The organism is Bacillus canaveralius (assembly GCF_002860125.1).
Classification (GTDB): domain Bacteria; phylum Bacillota; class Bacilli; order Bacillales; family Cytobacillaceae; genus Bacillus_BJ; species Bacillus_BJ canaveralius.
Genome location: NZ_PGVA01000041.1, coordinates 40,853 through 59,185 on the forward strand (window position 1 = coordinate 40,853; position 18,333 = coordinate 59,185).

Annotated in this window: 18 protein-coding genes and 1 pseudogene; 3 read left to right on the forward strand and 16 right to left on the reverse strand. The window is 43.7% G+C overall.

Translation table 11 applies throughout. From position 1 onward, the window contains the following. Positions 1-81: 81 nt before the first annotated feature. From CU635_RS16085 to CU635_RS16125, 9 genes are all read right to left on the reverse strand, one after another. Complete coding sequence (locus tag CU635_RS16085) at positions 82-309, reverse strand: YozE family protein (RefSeq protein WP_101578404.1); 228 nt, start codon at positions 307-309, stop codon at positions 82-84. A gap of 184 nt (positions 310-493) precedes the next feature. Beyond that, positions 494-775: a YokU family protein gene (locus CU635_RS16090; RefSeq protein ID WP_101578405.1), complete on the reverse strand. Its 282-nt coding sequence runs from the start codon at positions 773-775 to the stop codon at positions 494-496. Further along, complete coding sequence (gene kamA, locus CU635_RS16095) at positions 775-2,229, reverse strand: lysine 2,3-aminomutase (RefSeq protein WP_101578406.1); 1,455 nt, start codon at positions 2,227-2,229, stop codon at positions 775-777. Before kamA ends, CU635_RS16090 begins: the two co-directional genes overlap by 1 nt. A 138-nt stretch (positions 2,230-2,367) precedes the next feature. Continuing rightward, a complete protein-coding gene (locus CU635_RS16100) occupies positions 2,368-3,759 on the reverse strand; it encodes a sigma-54 interaction domain-containing protein (protein ID WP_101578407.1) in 1,392 nt (463 codons plus the stop codon). 60 nt (positions 3,760-3,819) lie between these two features. Continuing rightward, positions 3,820-4,698: a putative beta-lysine N-acetyltransferase gene (gene ablB / locus CU635_RS16105; RefSeq protein ID WP_101578408.1), complete on the reverse strand. Its 879-nt coding sequence runs from the start codon at positions 4,696-4,698 to the stop codon at positions 3,820-3,822. Between the two features lie 69 nt (positions 4,699-4,767). After that, positions 4,768-6,039: a peptidase gene (locus CU635_RS16110; protein WP_101578409.1), complete on the reverse strand. Its 1,272-nt coding sequence runs from the start codon at positions 6,037-6,039 to the stop codon at positions 4,768-4,770. Between the two features lie 38 nt (positions 6,040-6,077). Continuing rightward, on the reverse strand, positions 6,078-6,722 hold the full coding sequence (locus CU635_RS16115; RefSeq protein WP_101578410.1) for a 3-oxoacid CoA-transferase subunit B: 645 nt from the start codon (positions 6,720-6,722) through the stop codon (positions 6,078-6,080). Continuing rightward, complete coding sequence (locus tag CU635_RS23420; protein WP_101578411.1) at positions 6,707-7,399, reverse strand: 3-oxoacid CoA-transferase subunit A; 693 nt, start codon at positions 7,397-7,399, stop codon at positions 6,707-6,709. The genes CU635_RS16115 and CU635_RS23420 overlap by 16 nt, the downstream gene beginning before the upstream one ends. Continuing rightward, positions 7,400-8,755 carry an aspartate aminotransferase family protein gene (locus CU635_RS16125; RefSeq protein WP_101578412.1) on the reverse strand — a complete coding sequence of 452 codons (1,356 nt, stop codon included), beginning with the start codon at positions 8,753-8,755 and terminating at the stop codon, positions 7,400-7,402. A gap of 428 nt (positions 8,756-9,183) precedes the next feature. Between CU635_RS16125 and CU635_RS16130 the strand changes: the two genes are divergently transcribed. Continuing rightward, complete coding sequence (locus tag CU635_RS16130; protein WP_245917494.1) at positions 9,184-10,620, forward strand: LVIVD repeat-containing protein; 1,437 nt, start codon at positions 9,184-9,186, stop codon at positions 10,618-10,620. Between the two features lie 344 nt (positions 10,621-10,964). On the opposite strand, the gene CU635_RS16135 is transcribed toward CU635_RS16130, so the two are convergent. Together CU635_RS16135 and CU635_RS24370 are read right to left on the reverse strand one after the other, a co-directional pair. Then, positions 10,965-12,428, reverse strand: coding sequence for an NAD(P)/FAD-dependent oxidoreductase (locus CU635_RS16135; protein ID WP_101578414.1), 1,464 nt, complete (start codon positions 12,426-12,428; stop codon positions 10,965-10,967). A 346-nt stretch (positions 12,429-12,774) separates the two neighbouring features. After that, positions 12,775-12,852: pseudogene (locus tag CU635_RS24370) on the reverse strand (YjcZ family sporulation protein); the annotation flags it as partial. Between the two features lie 278 nt (positions 12,853-13,130). On the opposite strand from CU635_RS24370, the gene CU635_RS16145 reads away from it, so the two are divergent. Further along, the gene (locus CU635_RS16145) at positions 13,131-14,219 is read left to right on the forward strand and encodes an SGNH/GDSL hydrolase family protein (RefSeq protein WP_101578416.1); all 1,089 of its coding nucleotides are present in this window, start codon (positions 13,131-13,133) and stop codon (positions 14,217-14,219) included. A 77-nt stretch (positions 14,220-14,296) separates the two neighbouring features. On the opposite strand, the gene CU635_RS16150 is transcribed toward CU635_RS16145, so the two are convergent. The 3 genes from CU635_RS16150 to msrA are packed head-to-tail and all read right to left on the reverse strand — an operon-like array spanning position 14,297 to position 15,743. After that, on the reverse strand, positions 14,297-14,794 hold the full coding sequence (locus tag CU635_RS16150; RefSeq protein WP_101578417.1) for a PTS sugar transporter subunit IIA: 498 nt from the start codon (positions 14,792-14,794) through the stop codon (positions 14,297-14,299). A gap of 27 nt (positions 14,795-14,821) precedes the next feature. Then, positions 14,822-15,262, reverse strand: coding sequence for a peptide-methionine (R)-S-oxide reductase MsrB (gene msrB / locus CU635_RS16155; protein WP_101578418.1), 441 nt, complete (start codon positions 15,260-15,262; stop codon positions 14,822-14,824). 1 nt (position 15,263) lies between these two features. Beyond that, entirely contained in the window at positions 15,264-15,743 is a 480-nt protein-coding gene (gene msrA / locus CU635_RS16160) for a peptide-methionine (S)-S-oxide reductase MsrA (protein WP_257985643.1), read from the reverse strand. 286 nt (positions 15,744-16,029) lie between these two features. On the opposite strand from msrA, the gene CU635_RS16165 reads away from it, so the two are divergent. Continuing rightward, a complete protein-coding gene (locus CU635_RS16165; protein ID WP_101578419.1) occupies positions 16,030-16,779 on the forward strand; it encodes a DUF4397 domain-containing protein in 750 nt (249 codons plus the stop codon). Positions 16,780-16,841: 62 nt separating this feature from the next. Here CU635_RS16165 and CU635_RS16170 read toward each other — a convergent pair whose 3' ends face one another. After that, positions 16,842-17,420 carry a YpmS family protein gene (locus tag CU635_RS16170; protein ID WP_101578420.1) on the reverse strand — a complete coding sequence of 193 codons (579 nt, stop codon included), beginning with the start codon at positions 17,418-17,420 and terminating at the stop codon, positions 16,842-16,844. Next, positions 17,417-18,256 carry an SGNH/GDSL hydrolase family protein gene (locus CU635_RS16175; RefSeq protein ID WP_101578421.1) on the reverse strand — a complete coding sequence of 280 codons (840 nt, stop codon included), beginning with the start codon at positions 18,254-18,256 and terminating at the stop codon, positions 17,417-17,419. Before CU635_RS16175 ends, CU635_RS16170 begins: the two co-directional genes overlap by 4 nt. Positions 18,257-18,333 lie beyond the last annotated feature (77 nt).

Sequence of the window (18,333 nt, forward strand, 5' to 3'; positions counted from 1 at the left end):
CCGTGAATAATTAATTACGATAGTATATGCACTGGCTTTTAAACGGTCTCTTTTCGAAAACAATGAAAAAAAGAAAGGTTATCAGCCCTTCCCTTCAGTTGCTTCATATATTTCCCACGCTTCATCAAAGGTAGTCATGCTTTCTAAATATTGGCCATTCAGCTCCAGATACAAGCTTATCTCCTGATAATCCTCCGACCGTTTTGGAAAACTGTGGTCATCATAGGCATGATTCGCAAACTTGCTAATTGAATCCTTCGGCTCCGGATGCCGGTATTTCATTAAAAAATGGTAGAACGATTTTCGCATACATAACACCTTTCCAGTTCTTTTTCTTAAAGGAGCCTTTGAGCGTTCCATCTCCATGTTATTATCTTACGTTTACTATAATTCATCCCTGACCCGGCGTCCACAGCAGACCCCTATGCCCTGAAACATCGCAGGAAAGAAAAAACCGCCCGATCTCCGTTTGGGCGGTTGTGTTATAGCTGCATTATGAAAAATCAAAGTAATTTTTTTTCAATAGTTTGGGAAGATTCATCAGTCCTTCAAAAGCAATCGTTTTTGCGATTGATTTCGTATCAACGATAAAAAGCTGGTCCTCAATCGTTTTGACGATTTCATCAGTCTGGTAAACGATGTGACAGTCATGGCACACAACTGAAGGGACATCGGTAATCTCAATCGCCCTCGTTCCGTCCGGGAGCTCCCAATACACTGTTTCTTTCCCTGTTTCGATTTGTTCGCTGCTGCACCATGAGCATGATCGCTCCATCACTTTTCCTCCTGACTATTGGCTGCAATGATCGCCTCTGCCCCTTCAGTTTGTCGAGCAGTTTGTCCGGGCTCTTTCATTTGCTGGGCATAAAATTTCTTTTCCTTTAATACGTCACGCTTTTCGCGTTTGTCCTTTAGCGAACTATGGACAGGATCCTGCTCATATTGTTTGCGCCGCGTTAACCGGGCCAGGCCTTCCGGCACTAAATTGAGCTGGGCATCGTTCATAAGCGAAGCGATTCCTGCCGCCGACCGTTTCTGTTCCATTTCTGGATATATTTCTTTAAAATAATCTTCTGCACGGCCGGGCACATAGTTTTCCGGTTCAGGGTATGTCGTAATCACACCTTCGAAATTGCGAAGAACAACTTTGTCGGGACTTTGTGAAATCATGTAATTAGGCTGAAGTGAAATTTTTCCGCCTCCACCTGGTGCATCGACAACAAATGTAGGTACGGCGTATCCCGATGTGTGCCCCCTTAATCCCTCAATGATTTCAAGCCCTTTTGTAACCGGTGCCCGGAAATGGCCGATTCCTTCTGATAAATCACACTGGTAAATGTAATACGGTCTTACCCGGATTTTGACAAGATCGTGCATCAGCTTTTTCATAATTGGAACACTGTCATTAATTCCAGCAAGAATAACCGATTGGTTTCCAACTGGTACACCAGCATCGGCCAATTTCTCACATGCCAGCTTTGACTCCCCGGTTATTTCAATCGATGTATTAAAGTGGGTATTAAGCCAGACCGGGTGATATTTCCGCAAAATATTGCAGAGATTATCGGTAATTCGCTGCGGAAAAACAACCGGTGCACGCGTGCCAATCCGGATGATTTCGACGTGATCAATCGACCGCAAATTTTTTAAAATATATTCGAGAATATTATCATTGATTAACAATCCATCCCCGCCAGAAAGAAGCACATCCCTTACTTCAGGTGTCTCGCCGATATATTGCATCGCGGCATCAAGCTGTTTTTTCGGAACTCCCATGCCTATTTGCCCGGAAAAGCGGCGGCGTGTACAGTATCGGCAATACATCGAGCATTGATTGGTAACGAGAAACAATACCCTATCAGGATAGCGATGCGTTAAACCGGGAACAGGTGAGTCTTCATCCTCGTGAAGCGGGTCTTCAAGATCGTATTTCGTTTTGTGCATTTCCTGAGAGATCGGAACCGACTGCATGCGGATCGGACAGCGGGGATCATCTGGATTCATGAGGGATGCATAGTAGGGTGTAATATTTAATGGGATCGTTTTTGTTGATATCCTGACGCCTTCTTCTTCAGCAGGGGTGAGGTTGATCACTTTTCGTAAATCCTCCAATGTTCGGATTGTGTTTGTCAGCTGCCAAATCCAATCGTTCCATTGCTCTTCATCGACATCCTTCCATAATTCAATCTCATGCCAGTGTCTGGCTGGTTTATATAATGTCATCTTCATTACCATTCCTCCCTGTCACTTTAACGGTAAATGATGCAAGTTCCGTGCCAAAAATGGATGCTTTTCCATTAAGGTTGTGAAGAAAGGAAACAGCGGTAAAGATCATCGTTTCAGGTTTGCAGAAAACAGAAATGCTGATTATTCGGCACCAGGCAAATTCTTTTGGAGTTTATACTGAAGTGTCTGCCTTGGAATGCCAAGCAGTACAGAAGCCTGTTTGATGTTCCCTTTTGTGATCTGGAGCGCGTCACGGATCAGTCTTATTTCCAGTTCTTTTAAATTTTCACGGAGCGATAGGGATGGTGATCGTTCCTTTTTCATATACTGCCGTTTCTTTTGCTTAAGAATGATCGGCAAATCTGCTTCTGAAAGCATTTCTTCCTCGCAAACATTCATCATATATTCGATCGCATGCTTTAACTCACGAACATTACCCGGCCAGCTGTAAGTATGGAAATACTCCTTTAAACCATCTTCCAAAGAGGCAACCTTCTTATTTAAGCTTTTATTAAAGGAATGAATAAAAGAGGATGTCAATAAATCAATGTCTTCCGGTCTTTCCCGCAATGGGATCAACTCAAAAGTCAGTACGTTCAGGCGGTAAAACAAATCAGGCCTTAATGTTCCCTGTTCAAGCGCTGTCCGCGGATCGATATTCATAGCCGAAATCACCCTTGTATTGACCGGAATTTCCTTTACCGACCCTACTCGTCGAACCGACCCTTCCTCAAGGACGCGAAGAAGTTTGGCTTGAAGGACAATCGGCATTGTATGAAGCTCATCAAGAAAGAGGGTTCCGCCGTCAGCCAGTTCAAATAGGCCCGGCCGGTCGACAGCTCCAGTATAGCTTCCCTTCGAGGTTCCGAATAAAATGCTTTCCAAAAGCGTTTCAGGGATTGCTGCACAGTTTTGCGCAACAAACGGTGCTTGAGACCTCCTTGATGCATGGTGGATTCCCTGAACGAATAATTCTTTTCCCGAGCCACTTTCTCCAAAAACTAAAATCGGTGCATCTGTTTGCGCGAGCTTCCTTGCTTTTTCTTTCATAGCTAAGAAATCATGATTGACTGTCAGCAAATCGTTTAACGTATATTTTACGCTTTCCTGCTTCCATGCTTTTGGTTGTTTGCTTTTTTGGAAATGAAGCAATCGTTCGGAAAGGAGCTTCATCCGCGAATAATCCTTTGCGATCTCGACGGCTCCGATCACCCGACCGCCGACGAGGATCGGCAAGGTTGTGTTGACGGTTTCAATTGTTTTGCCATAAATGTTTACATACGTCTGTGTTTGGTTAATAATCGGCTGTCTCGTTTTTGCGACTTTCAGCAATGTACTCGTCCGCTCATTTAAAGATGGAAAAACGGAAAGCAGCGGCCTGCCGAGCACTTCAGAAATTTTCAAGCCGTCATGGCGGGCGGCAACCTCATTATAAAAGATCGTATACCCGGCAGTATCAACTGCATGTATTCCTTCATCGATGCTTTTTAAAATGGCTGTCAGGACTTCATTTGTCATTTCATCCTTTCCCATCCGCCTCTCCTCCCTTTTGCCTCCTTATCTATATATGGGCGGGGTGCCGAAGAATTGTCATCAATGTGCCGGTTTTTCAGCAAATGTTTTTTTCGTTAAATTCTTTGTCCACACATTCATATCCTCAAGCTTGTTATAGATGAAGCAATTTTTCAGCATTCTGCCCGTATACGAGTATCCGAGCTGTTTAAAGGCCGCATTCATTCCAAATGACAACGCTCTTGCCATCGTAAACACATGGAAAATTCCATCTTTAACCAACTCTTCTTCCAGCTTCAAAAGCAAAATCTTCATTAAGCCATGCTTGCGATGCTCTTTTAATGTGGCACAGTCAGTCATTTCGGCATTTTTATAGAAGTGGTTAACCTCTGCGGACGCTGCACTGACTATTTCCCCTTCATGGTACAAAGCAAAATATACCGTCCCTTCGCTGATCGTTTTCTTTACATATTCGGGTTCATGGAGCGGGGTGGGGTAAACTGCAAAGACTTGCCGATAAAGGGAAGCTAACGATTCAGCGGTCGAGGCGCCAGCTTTTTTTAACGTATACCCATCTGGAAGTGCAGGGGGTTCACGAGTAAGGCTAATTTTAGAAAGACCCTCCATGATCTGGTCTTCTTTTAACCAATCGTCCGCGGCCATTCGTTCGTCACGAAAAAATTTTGCGAATAAATAAGCGTCCGATCCAAGGAAATAACGGTCAATGAAAGCCTCCAAAATATAGCAGTTGTTCAGAAGCCGTTTACAGTCTTCTTTTCTGCTCTTTAATATCAACTTTTCAGCATTGGATTCCACTGCGAGTTGTTCCGCTTCATTCATGACCTCCGTAAAATCCCCTAGATAATCATCAATTCTTACTCGCTTGTTAAAAGGATCGATAAACGCGTCGATAAAGAAATTTTCTCCTACATGCCTTTTAAAATAGGAATTGCTGTTCATGTACGACTGCTCCCTTTTTAAAAAAACCTGGCTCTAAACACCAGGTTTTATCGTTTATTAACCTTATAGTTAATTAGTATGAAGCCCACACCATTTGATAATCGTAAAGGCGATGATTTCTGCTGCTGCAAATAAGTCTTCAAGAATGATATATTCATTGGTATCATGGGCAGCCTCGGTTACTCCCGGCCCAAAAACGACCACCGGTGTTCCCCCGACATTCGATAAAATACCGCCATCTGTTCCCCATGGAGATGCCTCAATAACAGGTTTTTCTTTTTTTACTTCAACAAAGGCTTCGGATAACGCTGTTAGGAGCGGATGGTCGATGTCGAGGTTTCCGGGCTGCCACCTGCCCCCGAACCAGTCAATTTTCAGCGGATGCAGTTGGAACCACGGGTCTGCTTCGTTCAGCTGCTTAAGACAAGCTTCCATTTCCTGTTCGGCAGCATTCATCGTTTCATCCGGAGAAACGCCCATTCTTCCTTCAATCACAGCCGAATCAGGAACGGACGAAGGCCATTCTCCACTGTTGATTTTGCCAATATTAATCGGAATCGGAATTGGCGTTTTGGCATAGAGGGGATCATTAACCCGCGTATTTCGCTGCTCTTCCAAATTTTGCAGTGCTGTTAACACGACCATTGCCTTCTCTATTGCACTTACCCCTTCATATCTCGTTCCGCCATGGGCAGACCTGCCTTTCACGGAAATTCTGAACCACATCGAGCCTTGCTGCTTTGGAAACAACCTCATGTTTGTCGGCTCGGGAATGATCGCACCATCCGCTTTATAGCCTCTTAGGACAGCAGCCAGCGTTCCCGCTCCGCCGCTTTCCTCTTCAATCACGCTTTGAAAAATAACATCGCCGTTTAAGCTCAGTCCGCAGGAAACAATCGCTTCTATCGCGAGAAGAAGGGCGACAGATCCTCCCTTCATATCTGTTGCTCCCCGCCCAAACAGTTTCCCGCCATCAATAGTGCCGCTAAAAGGATCATGAAGCCAATCATTTCTGTCCCCCGGGGGGACAACATCTATATGTCCATTTAAGATCAGTGATCGTCCTCCGCCTGCTCCTTTAAGGACACCCACGACGTTTGGGTTGCCGCTAAAATCCTTCCTGTCCGAGCAAAATGCCTCATGGCCTGTGACGGATTGTTCACCAATTTCCCATATATCAAGTTCAAGGCCGAGTCGTCTGCATTTCTCAATAATAATCGCCTGCGCTTTGCTTTCATGGCCTCGGATACTGCCTTCCTGGACAAGCTTTTGCAGCAGGCGTGCTCCTCTCGCCCGATTCTCTTTAATCCACGTCCCGATTTTTTCCATTTCTGTCTCCATTCCGCACTCATACCTCCCCTGAAAAGTCACATACCGGATTATACCTTTATGATAAAAGCGGAAGCGGTTTTTGCTTCGATCGCTTTTAAAGTGAAGGGCTCAAACACCTCGATAAGGAACAATTGGTCGTTTGTAATCTGGAAAACACCCATTTCCGTAATGATCATATCGACACATTTCGCTGAAGTTAACGGCAGGGTGCATTCGTCAACGATTTTCGGGGTGCCATTTTTATCTGTATGGTTCATTAACACAATTACTTTTCCGGCCTTTTGGGCGAGCTCCATTGCGCCACCCATCCCGGGAACTTTTTTACCGGGAACAATCCAATTGGCAAGATCGCCGCTGCCGCTTACTTGAAGAGCACCAAGGATCGTTACATCCACCTTCCCGGTCCGTATCATCCCGAATGCGACAGCACTGTCGCAATAACTGGCACCGTCGATCACCGTTACAGGAAAACCGCCTGCATTGCATAGATTCTCATCTTCACTGCCTTTCTTTGGAGTCGGTCCCATGCCGACAATTCCGTTTTCCGCCTGGAACATGACATGGATGTTTTCAGGCAAATAGTTCGGAACTAAGGAAGGGATGCCTATCCCAAGATTCACAACCATCCCGGGCTTGATTTCCAAAGCTGCCCGTTTTGCGATCTTAGCGCGAATATCTATTCCCAAACCCATTTCCAATTCACTCCTCCCGAAGCAATGATATAATCAACGAACACACCGGGTGTCACGATTTTTTCAGGATTCAGGCTGCCAAGCGGGACAATTTCTTCGACCTCTGCAATCGTGGTTTTTCCGGCCATAGCAACAAGTGGATTTGTGTTTCTGGCACTTTTGTCGAAAACTAAATTTCCGTATGGATCCGCTTTTTTTGCATATACGACTGACATTTCCGCGCTTAAAGCGGTTTCGATTAAATAATCCTTCCCGTTAATATTGGTTTTCGGCTTGTTTTCCGACACAAGCTGATTATCGATGCCGATATCGGTTAGAATTCCTCCCAGTCCAACTCCGCCGGCGCGGATTCGCTCTGCTAAAGTTCCCTGCGGCGAGAATTCGACTTCCAGCTCACCAGCTGTCATCATTCGTCCGGCAGCGGAATTCGAGCCGATATGGGAAGCAATTACTTTCTTCGCTCTCCCAAGGCTGACAATTTTCCCGATGCCAATATGGGGAAATCCTGTGTCATTGCCGATTAAAGTCAGATCTTTTATTCCCTTCTCCAAAATGCCATCAATAAGATCCGGCGGGGAACCGATCCCGCCAAAACCTCCGAACATGATCGTCATTCCATCATAAAACAAGTCCATAACATCCTTAATCGTTGTGATTTTCCCGAACGGATTTTCCATTTATTCCACTCCATCCCTTTTTAGGACAAGCTTTCTTTCAAACTGGATGAATGATTGATTGAGAAGCCTTACTAATTCATCGATTTCTCTTTTTGTAATTGTTAGCGGCGGAGCGATCAGGACGGCATCGCCGCTCATGCCTGTATCACCCGCTCCGGCCGGGTAAAGAAGCAAGCCTTGTTGCTGGGCTATTTTGACCAATTCACCAGTTACATTAACAGTTCGTGAAAACGAACGTTTTTCCGCTCTGTCTTCAACAAATTCAAGACCGATTAATAATCCTTTGCCGCGCAGATCTCCGATAAAAGTGTATTTTTGCTGCAGTTTTTTCAGCTGGTTCAGCAAGTATACGCCTTTCGCTTCGACTTCCGAAATGACGCTCTGTTTATCCAAATAGTCGAGCACTGCCAGAGAAACAGCACACGCCTGAGGATTTGCACTCAGTGTGTGGCCGCTCATGATACTTTTTGAGCCTGATAAAATCGGCTCAATGATTCTATCGCTTACGAGCGCCGCGGCAATCGGTGTATATCCTGCCCCCATGCCTTTACCGAGCACGACAATATCAGGGATGATCCCCCAGTGTTCACAAGCAAGCATTTTTCCTGTCCGCCCGAATCCAGACATCACTTCATCAGCTATAAATAAAATGTTGTTTCTCGTGCAAATATCTTTAATGATCCGGTAGTATTCCTCCGGGGGTGTAATGGCTGCGCCGGCGGCACCGACGATCGGTTCAGCGATAAAGGCGGCGATATTGTCAGGGCCTATCCGTGCAATTGCCGTTTCCAGCTCATGGGCACATAAATATCCGCACTCCGGCATTGCAAGTTTAAAGGGACAGCGGTAGCAATATGGAGGATGAATGACCGGTAAGTCTTCCAGCAAAGGAGTGAACCGCGCCCGTCTCCCCGGATGGCCGGACATTGAAAGGGCTCCGAGCGTTATCCCGTGATAGCTGAGCCACCTTGACAGCACTTTTGTTTTCGTAGGAATCCCTTTTTCCTGCCAGTATTGAATCGCGATTTTCATCGCTGTTTCGGTTGCTTCAGAGCCGCTGTTGACGAAAAAGCTCCAATTTAAATCTCCGGGAGTATGCTCGGCAATTTTTTTTGCTAATTTCTCGGCAGCATCACTTGTAAATTGAGACCGATAGACGAAAGATACTTTTTTCGCCTGTTCATGCATCGCTTCCACAATTTCCTCAACACCATGGCCGATATTGGCGGTGACGGCACCGGAACACGCATCCAAATACTTCTTCCCGTCTGTATCATAAAGAAAAACGCCTTTGCCATACTCAACCGTCGGATAAACAGCATCGAGAAAAGGCTTTATTAAAAACGACTGTTCCATAGTCTCCCTCCACTCCACCTGCTGGGACAATATATTAAATTGTATGAGACTGCCCGGGAAATCTTTCTTAAAGAATCCATTACATGTAAGGAATTGCCGCTTTGATTTTTCAGGTTGACAGATTTATTTGTGGACTCGTGGATGGATGGTTGGTTTTCCGAAGATTTTTAGAAATATAATGACTAATTAGGCCGTGTTTGTTGAGAAATCCAGAATAAAAAACTAAAGTATTGGCTAACTATTAATCAACTCTATTTTTTCTCATCGTTGTAGTCGAAGATAGGTATAATAACCCATTACAAATAAAAATTTAGGAATAATAAACTGAATTTGCTGAATTTAATGAAAATTATTTGTGAGTTTTTCTAGCCCTCTGCTATATTAAAGGAGATTTCGTATCATAAAATTCAATGGCAGGAGGTTTTAGGTTGAAAAAATTAAAGAGGACGTTTTTGTTTAGTGCTATTTTGTCAGCAGCGTTAGTGATATCATCTGTTCCAATTAGTGGTCTTGCCCATGATGATCTAGGGAGTGACATTATTGAGAAAGGACAGGGCGCCGGTTATGGAAAGAATGATACCCTGATTCTTGAAGGGAAATTTAGAAACCTCACTGAAGTTGCACCTGAAATGAAAGTTATCCGGGCGGATGGAAAGCAAAACAGCTTTGGCGATGTATATGCCCATAAGGGTTTTGCTTACATTGGAACGCATACGAATAATGGCGGGAACGGAGGAGTAAGGGTTTTTGATTTAAAGGATCCGGCTAATCCCAAGGAAGTGGCTGTTTTTGCACACAATGATGTTCCGGGTACATGGCAGGAAAAAGTAATCGTAAAATCAGTAAGAACTCCATACTTCAAAGGGGACCTGGCAGTTGTCAGTGTCCAGCAATTGAATCGTAATAATCCAGACTCACAGGGAGGATTCCTTCTTTATGATGTAACGAAGCCCTATAACCCTAAAAAGTTAGGATTCTGGAAGGTAACTAAAAAAACAAACGGGACGCATGAACTGTATTTGACTGTTCAGGGTAACCGTGTGTTGGTTCTTGCAGCGAATCCGTATGCGGATTATTACAGCCATGGTGAAGAAAAAGACTTCCAAATTGTTGATGTTTCCAATCCAGTTAATCCGAGCACAATCTGGCAGTTTGACCCCAGGACGCTTGAAGAAATACCAGACGATTTTAATGGCTATCACTGGAATGCACCTGATGGAAAGACTCGTCCTGTTTTTAACCACAGTACAATGGTAGATGATACTGGAAAATTTGCATACGTGTCGATGTGGGATTTAGGCACTGCCATTTTTGATATTAGAAATCCAGAGAATCCGATTTACCTTGGCAGGACACAGTATGCTCCCCACCAGCAAGGTTCTGCACATTCAGCCGCACTTGCAAAAGGCGGGAGAATCCTGATCGAAACGCGTGAAGTGTATAACCCGAGCAAAGCGGGTTATGAACAGGCATACGGATATACAAGGATTTTTGATATTAAGGATAAAACCAATCCAAAGCTCCTGAGCGAGTTTAAGACAGAATTGGTTGATGATATTGAGGATGGAGTAACCTTTGCGAATACCGTACATGATCCAAAAGTAGTAGGGAAGATTCTTTTCTTGTCGCACTATGCAGGTGGTGTGCGTGCTGTCGATATATCCAATCCGGCAAATCCGGTGGAAATCGGCAAATATGTTCCTATAGATTCAAACGTATGGGGAGTTTTTGTGGAGCGTAATTACATCCTTGCATCGGATATCGGCACCGGGTTAAAAGTTTTATATAAAAAGGATGCGCACGACGATAACGAAGATGCGGAAGAACCAGAGAATGACGGAGATAATGATGATAATGAAAATTAAATAAAACTTTTTTATGACACACAAATAGGCAGGCTGATTTGGTTCAGTCTGCCGTATTTTTATATTCTACTGCGACGATTCCCTCCTTGATACTGAACTATCAGTTGTCTGTCAAGCTCAGGAACGAATTGGCTGCGAAGACATTGGTGCGTCGATTTTCAACTAAGCTTAAATGCGTCCGCTATACACAGTGCGTCAATCTTGAAATTTATTGTAACGCGCAAGTACGAATCGTACCCACCCCCACACTAACTACAATCTTGTCTTTTCAAACACTAATCATATTCTTCGCCAGCTCAGCTACTTAGCTTAGATGTCACCCTCATTTTCTATTTATTCGCTAGTCACACAATTGCAGTTTCAAGCATCGCACCGGATATGTTCTTGATAATATCCCGGGCAATCCAAACACCGCAAGCACTCGCCTGTGCCAGTCCCCTTGTAATACCGGCTCCGTCACCGCCAACATATAATCCCGAAATTTCTGTCTCAAACCGATCTGTTAATTTAGGCCGTGCCGAATAAAATTTTGCTTCCACTCCATAGAAAAGAGTATGCTCTGAAGCCAATCCAGGTGTCACATGATTGAGAGCCTCAGTCATTTCGATTAAGCTTCTCAACGTGTTATATGGGAGCGCAAGACCTAGATCACCAGGAACGGCCTCTTTTAGTGTCGGCTCAATGAAGCCTTCTTTAATTCTTTTTTCTGTCGATCTTCTTCCTTTTAAAATATCGCCGTATTTCTGGACAATCAAGCCGCCGTTTGAAAGGCTGTTGGCCAGCCGCGATACTTCATGCGCATATTCATTCGGTTTGTCGAAAGGATCCGAAAAAGTGTGCGATACTAATAAAGCAAAATTAGTATTCGGGCTGCCAAGCTTCGGGTCTTTATAAGCGTGGCCATTTGCAAGCATGATCCCTGAGTGGTTTTCGACAACCACATGCCCGGAAGGATTGCTGCAAAATGTCCGGACTTTTGTGCCGACTGACGTGTTAAAGACAAATTTGCCTTCATATAAATGTTCATTGATCTCTTCCATGACAATATTCGATGTTTCGACACGGACACCGATATCAACCTGATTGCTGATCATTTGCAATCGCCGCGATTTCATGATTTGGCTCAGCCATTTAGACCCGTCACGTCCCGGGGAGACGACGACTTTATCAGCTCTGATCTCTTCCCCATTCTTAAGGAGAATTCCGTTCACCAACCAGCCATCAGGCTTCTTTTCGGTCAAAAGATCCTCCACTTCCGTTTTAAAGGCCATATCAATCTTTTCTCTTAAATACTCAAAAATACTCATTAAAATTTGCAGGTTCTGCTCTGTTCCCAAGTGGCGTACGTTCGCCCGCAGTAGCTTTAAGCCGGCTGCATAACCGCGCCGTTCAATGTCCCTGACTTTATCCGTGAGCGGATCGGTAATCGAACTCGTAGCACCATGGCTTAAATTAATTTCATCAACATACTTAATCAGTTCGATGACTTCGGAATCGGAAAGGTAATCGGTCATCCAGCCGCCAAATTCACTTGTAATGTTAAATTTGCCATCGGAATAGGCGCCTGCACCGCCGAAACCATTCGTGATTGAACAGGCTGGCAAGCAGCCTGCGAAGTCTTTCTTACCGGCTGGTGGCGGACACTTCTCAATTTTCTTTTGTAAAATTGGACAATTCCTCTTATAGATATCATGGCCTTTATCAATTAATAAAACCTTTGCACCAGGCATTTTTAATGTCATTTCATAGCAGGTAAAAATACCAGCCGGACCGGCTCCAACGACGATTACATCATAATTTGCTTTCACCGAAAATCCCCCAGTCATCTAATTCGCTTTACCATTAACCGAGTATATTTCACAATGGAACAAGCTAAACCGAAAAACGAATGAAGTTGTCTAAATTAACAGGAGTATGGCGTAGGAAACGAATAATACTGTCTTAACTATAAATAACCGTTTTTCAGTTAAAGAATGCTTTTATGAAATTCACTCACCATACGTAAATATAACAAAGACCTATCCTATAGTCAAGTTTTTCACGAACTATAATTACGTTTATAGTGTTTAATGTTCGTGTTTTTGAAAGATATTATAAGAGGCACCCCTGCCAATGCTGGGAGTGCCTCAGAGCTCGCGTATCAAGTTTATGCATTTACCAATTCCCGTAGCTTGCCCCGATAATAATCAATAAAATAAACAATACTACTATCAAAGCAAAGCCGCCATTATATCCGTAGTCTGCGGCAGGATAAGCATATCCGTAATGACAGCTGTCACATCCGTATGCCATGGACATTCACTCCTTTTTATTTATATCTTTTGCAGTACACATTATGTAATGGGTACTTGACCCGCATGTGTGTTTGCCCAAATTTCTAAAATAAATTTGAAGCAACAGTTTTTAGCAAGCAGACATTTATTTCGGGAATTACAAAAATATTTCTTTTCCTTGACAACAAATTACGTTACTATTGTGTAAGAATTTACATCAGGAGGCTTCCTGCATAGATGGAAAGAAAAGTCATTTTCACAGTTTTATTGTTTTCCGGTTTATATTATATGTTTTATCTGGCCGGTTCAGATACGAAAGCAGATGATAAAGATAACAGTTCAATATATGAAAAAATTGCTGCCGGAAAAGATTATCAGTATTTGGTCGTTGGTGATAGCATCGGGCGCGGGGCAGGTGCAGAGAATCAAGAGTTAACGTGGTTTTCGCAGCTTGAGGAATTGATCAGAAACGAATTTGGCGGCAAGGGAACGCGGCATGCTGTTGTCCAGAGCGGTGCTACTGCATTTGAAGGGATTTTTAAGCTGCAGAATACGCGTATGCCGGACAGAATCGATGCAGCGTTTATTGTTTTTGGGGAAAATGATCGGAAATACATGGATGCGGGCACGTTCTCAGCCCATTATGAAAAGATCGTTCGCCATCTGATCATGCATTATCCGTCAGCACAAATATTTACGATTACCGAGAACAGCCTTGATCAAGAAGAGTTTGCCGGGGAGATCAGTAAAATTACTGAATATTACGGGGCTGTCAACATTGATATGCGTGTGCCTTTTCGCGATTCAGGCCTAACTGTTCAGCAATTAACAACCGATCTCGTCCATCCGAATGGAAAAGGCTATCGGCTTTATGCAGAGCAGCTGTTCAAAGTAATGAGCAGTGTCCAGCAAAAAACAGGGCAGCAGGCTGAACTAATTAAACCCCTCAATCCGCTTCCTGACATTCAACTTACTGAACAGTCTAATTATAAAGAGAAAAAAGGTTTTACCTTCTACAACGGTCTGCATGTAAGTACAAAGCAGGGGGATTTCATTGAATACGAATTTACTGGCCCGGAATTAGGAGTTACTGTACTGCGGAGTGAATTTGGTGGATTAATGGATGTCTATATCGATGATGCCTATCATGGTTCCATTTCAACGTGGTGGCCAATCGATAAGCAGAGGAATCTTTATATCGCCAGCGGGCTTGGTGATCGATCGCACACAGTGAAATTCGTTGTAAAAGATGAGCGATCTGAAAGTAATATAACCAATCGTGCAGACATTGCAATCTCTTCGATTATCATTGCAGAAAAACAATAAGGAAGCCTTTGATGGCTTCCTTATTTCTGTAAAGGTGATCAGACTTTATGAATGGGTCGAGTGTGACCAGGGCTTGTTCAATCGAATGTTACCTCTAAAACCGGCGATGTTCCCCGCTCGACAGGTCCAGCTGCTTTCTTCTCGATCGCTGCTGCATTGTCCGTATTGGTAATGATGATCGGGGTAACCGTACTTTTTGCTTTCTCCTTGACAAGCTCAAGATCAAAGCTTACTAACCGGTCTCCGACCGAAACTTTATCCCCGACACTGATATGGGCTTCAAAGCCTTCGCCATTCATAGAAACCGTTTCAAGGCCAATATGAATCAGAATCTCTGCTCCATTTTGCGCCCTGATCCCGATCGCATGTTTCGTAGGAAATACCTGGACGATTTCTCCATCAACCGGTGAAACCACTTCCCCCTCTGAAGGCTCGACTGCAATGCCATCACCCATCATTCTTTCAGAGAAAACCGGATCAGGCACCTGCTCCAAATTAATTGCTGTTCCGGTTACCGGAGCAAATATCTGCACGGTTTTAATTGCTTCTTTCTTTCCAAATAGCTTCTTGAACATGCTGTTCATCCTTTCCAAAGTAGCGGTTTACTCGTTGTTTTCAAAGAGTACAACGAACTCCTTGTACCCTTCTTCTTGCAGTTTGTCTTTCGGGATAAATCTCATCGCTGCTGAATTCATGCAATACCTTAAGCCGGAAGGCCCTGGGCCATCATTAAATACATGGCCCAAATGGGAATCGGATGATTTGCTTCTGACTTCTATACGGATCATACCGTGACTGTAATCAGACTTTTCAGCGACATCTTCTTCTTTAATAGGCTTTGTAAAACTGGGCCAGCCGCAGCCGGCATCATACTTATCCTTTGATGTGAAAAGCGGTTTTCCTGAAATGATATCGACATATATACCGTCGCGAAATTCGTTCCAATATTCATTTCGGAACGGCGGTTCGGTGCCATTATTCTTTGTCACCTCATATTGCAACGGTGTCAGTTGTTTTTTCAACGGTTTATGATCTTTTTCCAACTTACTCCCCCCAATGGCTTCGGATAAAAGCTGCCCGGCCGGAGCCTTCCTGGTACGCTTCATATCGAGCCCGATTCTTTTTGTAATAGTCCTGATGATACTGTTCTGCGGGGTAAAAGGTTTTAGCAGGTATAATTTTTACAGCAATCGGCTTATTAAAGCGGCCGCTTTTTTCAAGGTTCTCTTTTGACTGTTCGGCCAGCTGCTTCTGTTTTTCATTATGATAGAAAATCGCTGTTTGATACGAGCTTCCCCTGTCAAAGAACTGACCTCCGGGATCTGTCGGATCAATTTGCTGCCAATAAAGTTCCAATAATCTTTCATATGGAAAAATTTCCGGATCAAACGTAATTTGGACTGCTTCGTAATGGCCGGTTGTCTCAGAGCAAACTTCCTCGTACGTCGGGTTTTCCTTCGTGCCCCCGGTATAACCTGAAACCACTTGTAAGATCCCGGGCTGCTGATCAAATGGCTTGACCATGCACCAAAAACAACCGCCTGCGAACGTCGCCAATTGACTTGTGTTCTCGCTCAAATAAAGCACCTCTTTTCTCATGCTCATCGTCACTATACTTATTCCCCAACAGGACGATTTTACGCTCCATTATAAGATTATATGAAAAGCTTGCTACATGCAAAGGATAGAATTTAAAAATAGCAACAGGGCCGAAAAGCACCTCAAGTGCAAGCCAATAATTTACTTGCACAAACCGAAAAAATCGAGCATATGTTAAATGACGTAAACTACCCGGATTGGAGCGAAAATTATGCCCGACCAGAATTATTTCGAAAAGGCGTCCATGTACGACATGCTGGCAAAATACTATAAATATTTAAATCCGCGCATGCATGTTCATTATTATTTTAAGCACTTGAAGTATATCGGAAAAGCGGTGCACTCATTGCGGACTGCGGGAGCTCCGGACAACAGCATGATGCGGCCGGCACAAGTGCGCGTGCTCCATGCTTCCCCGAACGGACCAGACGTGGACATTTATGTAAACGGTAACCCCATTCTGAAAAACTTCTCTTATAAGCGAGGCAGTAATTATGTATCCTTGCCTCCGGGAAGACACCAAGTCGATATTTATCCGGCTGGAGACATGGTCTCGACGGTTCTCAGCAAGAGAGTGACGATTGCGTCTGGCCAATATTATACTTTGGCTGCAGCGGGCCCCATCGAAAAACTGCGCCTTTTTGTATTTGAAGATAAACCAGGTGTTCCAGAAAATGAAACAAAAATGCGATTCATTCACCTTTCCTCTGATGCACCGGCAATAGATATCGCGGTGAAAAATGGAGATGTCATTTTTCCAAACGTTTCATATAAACAAGAAACAAGCTATCTTGGCTTATCTGCGATGAGAGTCGATCTTGAGGCAAGAGTAGCTGGTACAGATAAGACTGCTTTGCCCCTGTCCGGACTAACCTTAAAAGCAAATGAAACCTATACGATAGCAATGGTCGGCTTTTTAAACGATGATCCGGGCCTCGACACGGTTATACTAAATCAATAAAGCGGCCGGAGGGCGGGTCTCCTGCCGCTTTCATTTTGTATTGTTTGGCGCATGCGCCGCCACTAATTGACTGGCACACTCAACGTAAACTGAATATTGTCGTTCTTTAAATCAAATTCATTAACTTTTACCTTTATATTGCTTTTGAGCTTCATATTTTGCAGGCTGACATACACAAGCTCTTCATTTGGGCTGATTTCCACCCATTCAGGCAGCTCATAACGGTCATTGATAAATTTTAAGACATAAGAAACAGGAAGCGGCAGCTGACCGACCGAGATTGATTCTTGCCTTAAAAGTAAATCACCGTTTTCAAGGGCTTCCGGCTCAAAGGTTAATTTCATGTTTATTTCATCTGTAAACACTGGAAGCGTCCCGTATAACACAACCTCATCCTGCAAGATGACTTGATAATTGGCAGGTCCTGTTAATCCTTCCGATTCGAGATAATGATTAATGACTCTGTTCAAATCGTGTTTATTCGTTTTAATATTAAATTTAACGTCATCCTGATCCGCAGTTTCAGGCAAGCTGCCTGGTCTATCCCCCGCTGGTGAGTTGATCATGAACAATAAAACCGCGATAACGGCAATATTCACCCCTGCCAGCAGGAGAAATAAAGTTCTCCATTTATTCTTCATCGATTTTGTGTCTCCTCTTTTTGGCTTATATAAGAACCTCCGGAATTTTCCGCTAAAGCCCCGTCGCTAAGTTCTTTATATACCCGTTCGCCAATCAGCTCATAGCCGCGGTCATTAGGATGAAAATAATCCGTAAATAAAATATCCTCTTCCGGGTTTTCAAAAATGTCCATAATTTCGACGAAATAGGCATTTTCATACTGGGTAACCGTTGATTGACTTATTAAGTTCCATTCAGAAACAATCATATTTAGTTCGTCAATATTGGAGAACCACTTCACAAACGGGTTGTAAAGGCCTACAAGAACAATTGCAGTATCCTTATTATAGCTCTTCACCGTATTTAAAATTTCTTGGAGCCGTTCCTCATATCTTTCTTTTTCGTAAGCGAAAACATCCAGCTTTAAATGGGAAATATTTTCGCGGACGACCTTCATCATATCATTTCCGCCGATTGTGATCACCGTTATGTCTGCTTGTTCGATTGCCGCTCTCACCTCGGGATCTTCAAGCCTGCGAATTAAATCGGTTGTCCGGTTGCCTTTCACGCCATAATTTTGAAAGTCAGCCCCCTTTATCCCTTTATCGGCTTCAAGCTTTTCTCGTAAATAGGGGATATAGCCGCCTCGCTCCGTGCTGTCTCCAACACCCTCTGTTAATGAATCGCCGACTGATACGACGCTTATTTCTCTTGGAATATAGTTATCGGGAATGTCTTGCTTCACTACGAGTCCCAGTTGTTTTTGTGGATGGGCCATTTCTGTTTCAGAGGAAATAAAGTCACACGAAGAAAGAAGGATCGTACAAAGTAAAAGGGAGATGAATGTCTTTTTCATATCATCACCTGCTTTCATTCTATTATAATATTATATCATGTTCACATCTGCCCTGAACAAAATCTTGTTTCATATAT